Annotated in this window: 5 protein-coding genes; 2 read left to right on the top strand and 3 right to left on the bottom strand. The window is 61.3% G+C overall.

The window, feature by feature from the left end; all coding sequences use genetic code 11:
• Positions 1–32: 32 nt before the first annotated feature.
• Positions 33–929, bottom strand: coding sequence for a LysR family transcriptional regulator (locus ACE04I_RS05160; protein ID WP_046792539.1), 897 nt, complete (start codon positions 927–929; stop codon positions 33–35).
• Positions 930–1,145: 216 nt separating this feature from the next.
• Here ACE04I_RS05160 and ACE04I_RS05155 point away from each other — a divergent pair, with 216 nt between their 5' ends.
• Both ACE04I_RS05155 and ACE04I_RS05150 read left to right on the top strand, forming a co-directional pair.
• Positions 1,146–1,358: a hypothetical protein gene (locus tag ACE04I_RS05155; RefSeq protein WP_046792540.1), complete on the top strand. Its 213-nt coding sequence runs from the start codon at positions 1,146–1,148 to the stop codon at positions 1,356–1,358.
• A gap of 243 nt (positions 1,359–1,601) precedes the next feature.
• Entirely contained in the window at positions 1,602–2,633 is a 1,032-nt protein-coding gene (locus tag ACE04I_RS05150; RefSeq protein WP_046792541.1) for a GlxA family transcriptional regulator, read from the top strand.
• A 95-nt stretch (positions 2,634–2,728) separates the two neighbouring features.
• Here ACE04I_RS05150 and ACE04I_RS05145 read toward each other — a convergent pair whose 3' ends face one another.
• Positions 2,729–3,580, bottom strand: coding sequence for a response regulator (locus ACE04I_RS05145; protein ID WP_046792542.1), 852 nt, complete (start codon positions 3,578–3,580; stop codon positions 2,729–2,731).
• Between the two features lie 144 nt (positions 3,581–3,724).
• A partial coding sequence (locus ACE04I_RS05140; RefSeq protein WP_487206712.1) for a glycine cleavage T C-terminal barrel domain-containing protein occupies positions 3,725–5,225 on the bottom strand: 1,501 nt, incomplete at its 5' end.

Raw genomic sequence — 5,225 nt, 5'->3', positions numbered from 1 at the left:
CGCCGCCGTTCTCGAGAATGAAAAGGTAAGGATCAGGCCGCCGCGGCGATGAAGGAGCCGTAGGCTTCGCGAATGCTCTCGGCCACGGCCTTGGCCGGATGCGAAAGCTGCGGGGTGGTCAGCAGCCGTATGTCGAAGCTCAGGAGCTCCGGCAGGCCTTCCTTCGGCCCGAGTATCTGCATGTCCTCGGTCACATAGGAAAGCGGGAAAGGCGCGATCGCAAGATCGGAGACCACGGCGGCGCGCTGCGCCATCGTATGCGCGCTGGCATAGGCGATGCGATATTGACGCTTGTGCTTTTCGAGCTGCGAGATCGCGTCCTGCCGCCAGACGCAGCCATCCTCCCAAACGGAGATCGGCAGCGGATCGCGCAGATAGGCGGTGCCGCACTTGGCACCAGCCCAGACCAGCTTTTCGGTATGAATCACCTCCCCGATCGTCGGGAACGGCCGCGTGGCGCAATTGATGAGCGTCAGGTCGAGCCGCTGTTCATCCATGCGCTTGCGGAGCTGGATGCTCTGGTCGACCGTGACATCCACCATGATGCCGGGGAACGCTTCGCCGAAATGCTTGAGCACTCTCGGCAGAATGCGTTCGGCAATGTCATCCGGGGCACCGAGACGCACTACGCCTGAGAGCTCCGGCATCACGAAGCGCGACACCGCCTCGTTGGAGAGCGCCAGCATGCGCCGCGCGTAGGAAAGCAGCATTTCTCCATGCTGGGTGAGCGTGACCGAACGGGCATCGCGCAGGAAGAGCGTCGTCTTCAACTGCTCCTCCAGCTTCTTGATCTGCATCGACACAGCCGACGGCGTGCGGAATACGGCCTCGGCGGCCGTGGAGAAATTGCCGGTCTCGGCGATCGCCACGAAGGTTCTGAGAACATCATTGTCGAGAAGCGGCAGCGGGGGACGGAACGGCACTGTCATGACACGTCTCTTTCAATAAATTTGAACTTAAACACCATATCATTTCGTTTGATTGAAAGTCAACCGAGGAGCATATTCGGGTCATCGGATGCAACCCGCATATGCGACCGCCGCGTTGAAACTGAACAGGTCGCTCATTCTCATCCGATCGATTGATGAATTGGCCAGGCCCGAACTCCTGACAATGCCGGCCCATCAAGCCCAAGGAGAATTACGATGACCACGATCAGCTACCATGGAAGCCACGGACGTCCGTCTCCGCTTTCCGCGCTTTTCCGCAACGTGACCGATCTTCCGGCGCGGCTTCAGCATGAATGGCGCCTGCGCCAGACACAGAAGATGCTGGAATCCCTCCCCGCGGAAATTCGCAAGGATATCGGATGGCCCACGAGCGACGCCAGCAACCCCGCCGACCTGCGCGGACGCTGAACGACCCTACTCTGAACGACACATGGCCCGCCGCATAGCACCTGTCGAAGGCTGCGGGCCATGAGTACCCTTCAGAACCCTTCCCTCGCCTTTGTTCCAAGGCTTTGCGGCCATCTCACGATGTCGCAAAAATGTCTTATGCGGGACGCTTAATCCTCTTTTCCGTTACCGCTTTCCATGTCAATGTCGCTTTTGAACTATTCGCAAAGCCGCGATGAACGGCAGCAAAAGGGAACAGCGATCATGGATGTATCGAGCAAGGCTCCCCCCACCAAGAAGCGGTCCATCGTCTTCTACCTGGTGCCTCAATTTACCATGCTGCCGTTCTCGGCGGCCGTCGAGACGCTCCGGATCGCCAACCGGATGCTCGGCTATTCCGCCTATACCTGGCGGCTCTGTTCCGTCGACGGCCAGAAGGTCTATTCCTCGAGCGGCATCGCGCTCGAAGCGAACTCCTCCCTTGCGGACGAACGTCGCAATCTCTCCGGCGAGAACCGCCCGGACATGGTGCTGGTCTGTTCCGGCGTCTATGTCGAGGAATACAACAACAAGTCGGTCAACGCCTGGCTGCGCGAGACCTATAATCGCGGCATCGCCGTCGGCAGCCTCTGCACCGGGGCGCATGTGCTCGCCCAGGCGGGCCTGCTGAACGGCAAGCGCTGCGCCATCCATTGGGAAAACCTGCCGGGCTTTGCCGAAGCCTTCCCACAGGCGGAAGTCTATGCCGATCTTTATGAGGTGGACGGCAATATCTACACCTGCGCCGGCGGCACCGCCTCGCTCGACATGATGCTGAACCTGATCGGCCAGGATTTCGGCGAGAACCTGGTCAACCGCGTCTGCGAACAGCAGCTCACGGACCGCGTGCGCAACCCGCACGACCGCCAGCGCCTTCCGCTTCGCGCGCGGCTCGGCGTGCAGAACTCCAAGGTCCTCTCCATCATCGAACTGATGGAGAACAACCTTTCGGAACCCCTGTCTCTCGTGGAAATCGCCGAGGATGCGGGTCTCTCGCGCCGTCAGATCGAGCGCCTGTTCCGCCAGGAAATGGGGCGTTCCCCTGCCCGCTACTATCTGGAAATCCGGCTCGACCGCGCCCGGCACCTGCTCGTGCAGTCCTCCATGCCGGTGGTGGAAGTGGCCGTCGCCTGCGGCTTCGTTTCGGCCTCGCACTTCTCCAAATGCTATCGCGAGGTCTACAACCGCTCGCCGCAACAGGAGCGCGCCGAGCGCAAGCTGACGATGAGCACATCACGCCTGGGCGTGGCGGCCTGACGGCTGACAGGCAGGTCGCTAAGCCTGCCTGAATTTCCCGCCTCAAGACGAATGGAAGCGCAAGGCGGCGATGCTTCCGGCCGCCTCGCGAAAGGTCAGGCCGCGCCCCTGATGCCCTCGCCTTCCGCTATCCTCGCCTGCATGGAACGTATCTGGACCAGCGTGTCGAGGTTCTGGTTGACGCGGCAATAGAATTCCTCGTCGATGAAGGGGCGCATCATGAAATCGTTGCCGCCGGCCTTCAGGAACCGCGCCGAGAGCAGGCGGTTGGCGGAAGACGACACGCCGATGACGCGCAGCTCATGCGAACCGCGCACCGAGCGGATGCGGCGCGTCAGCTCGAAACCGTCGATATCGGGCATGTTGTAGTCGGTAACGACGAGGCCGATATCGGCGTTCTTCTTGAGGATATCGAGAGCCTTGGCGCCGTTATCGGCGGTGCTGACCCGGAAATTGTAACGCTTCAGACGGCTGGAAAGCAGCGCGCGGGCCGTCGGGCTGTCGTCGACGATCAGCACATGATGGCGATGATTGGTGAGGAAGCGGCAGACGGATTCGGCCAGCATCTCGACGGCGAAGACGTTGTCCTTGATGACGTAATCGACGATGTCCTTGGAAAGCAGCCTGTCACGCGTTTCCTGGTGGAAGGTGCCGGTGAAGACGACGGTCGGGATCGACAGATCGATCAGATATTCCAGCGCCTCGCCGTTTTCGGCGCCCGGCAGGTTGATGTTGGAGATCGCCAGCGTGACCGGCTCGGTGGAGCGGTCATAGGCGAGCTGCAGGTCCTCGAAATTCCTGCAGATCTCCACCTCGATCCCGAACAGCTCCTTGAGCCTGGTGCCGATCATGGAGGTGAAGACGTTGGAATCCTCCGCAAGCAGGATGCGTGAGTTTGCCAGAGATTGGCCGGAATACTGCATCCCGGAAATGCCGAGGAATGTCATGCTGCCCCCAAAGAAAAAATCCCCTGAGGAGAGCGGTAACGGCAACGCTTTGCGGAAGCGTTAATCCGAGCATGGCTCACCTTCCCGGAATCATAAAGGCGGCCCGCAAGCCGCCTTTATCGTCAATGGTTTGTTACCGTCTACTCAAGCGCGCAGGACCGCATTTTCAGTATCGAACGGGCTCTCCGGCACCACGCTCGCATCATAGAGCGTACCGAGAATTCTGATCTTCACGCGGCTGCCGACCGCGGCATATTCCGGCTTCAGCATCGCGAGCGCCACCGACTTGCCGATACGCCAGCCATAGCCGCCGCTCGTCACACGGCCGACCAGTTCGCCGGCTTCGCTGTAGATCGCCTCGGAGCCGCGGGCATCCACATCACTGGTTCCCTCGACGATCAGCGTCGCGAAGTTCCACTTCAGTCCCCGTTCCTTATAGGCAAGAAGCGCATCGCGGCCGATGAACGGCTTTTCCGGACGGATGAAGCGGTCGAGGCCGGACTCATAGGCATTGTATTCGATCGACAGTTCGCGGCCCATGTTGCGATAGGATTTCTCCACCGCCATGGAGACCATGGCGCGGATGCCGAAAGGCTTGATGCCGAATTCGGCCCCCGCCTCCATCAGCTTGTCGAAGATATAGGCCTGCATCTCGATCGGGTGATGCAGTTCCCAGCCGAGCTCGCCCACGAAGTTGACGCGCAGCGCATGCGCCGTCGCCACGCCGACGGAGATTTTCTTGGCGGTGAGCCAGGGGAAATCCTTGTTGTCGAGGCTGGTGCGGGTGAGTTTCCTCAACACATCGCGCGATTTCGGGCCGGCGAGCACGAGCACACCGTATTTTTGCGTAATCGGCTGCAGCGTGACCGAGCCGTCCTTCGGTGCAAGACGCCACAGGAGATCGTGGTCATGCGCTTCCAGGCCACCGGCGGAGACCAGATAGAAGCGATCCGGCGCCCATTCGTAGACGGTGAACTCGGCCTTGACGCCGCCGGCCGGCGTCAGAACGTGAGTAAGGGCGATGCGGCCGCGCTTCTTCGGGACGGCGTTGGCGAGGATGGTACCGAGCCAGGCGCGTGCGCCGGGGCCGGAGACCTCCATCTTCGCGAAGGGCGACATGTCGAGCACGCCGACATTCTCGTGGACATTCCTCACCTCGTTGCCGACATGCTCGAAATAGTTCGAGCGGCGGAACGACCACTTCTCGACGATGCGGCCGTCTTCCAACGGCGGGGCATGGTTATGGTTGGTGATGACATCAGCGCCGACGCCGAGTTGGTCCTTGGGCACTTCATAGCCTGCGGGCGCATACCAGTTGGCGCGCTCCCAGCCGTAAACGGAGCCGAAGACGCCGCCGAGCTTCTTGAGGCGGTCGTAGATCGGGGTCGTCTTCAGCGGACGGGCGGCGGCGCGCTCCTCGTCCGGATAGTGCATGGTGAAGACGTTGGCATAGGCCTCCTCGTTCTTGGCGATAAGGTAGCCTTCCGTCGCATAAGGCCCGAAGCGGCGGGGATCGACGCCCATGAGATCGACGGTCGGCTCGCCATCGACGATCCATTCGGCAAGCTGCCAGCCGGCGCCGCCGGCGGCGGTGATGCCGAAGGAATGGCCTTCGTTGAGCCAGAAGTTCTTGAGGCCCGGCGCC

It is taken from the genome of Rhizobium moroccans, from assembly GCF_057559155.1.
Note: the sequence above shows the minus strand (reverse complement) of the source record. Positions and strands in the feature narration are given on the sequence as shown.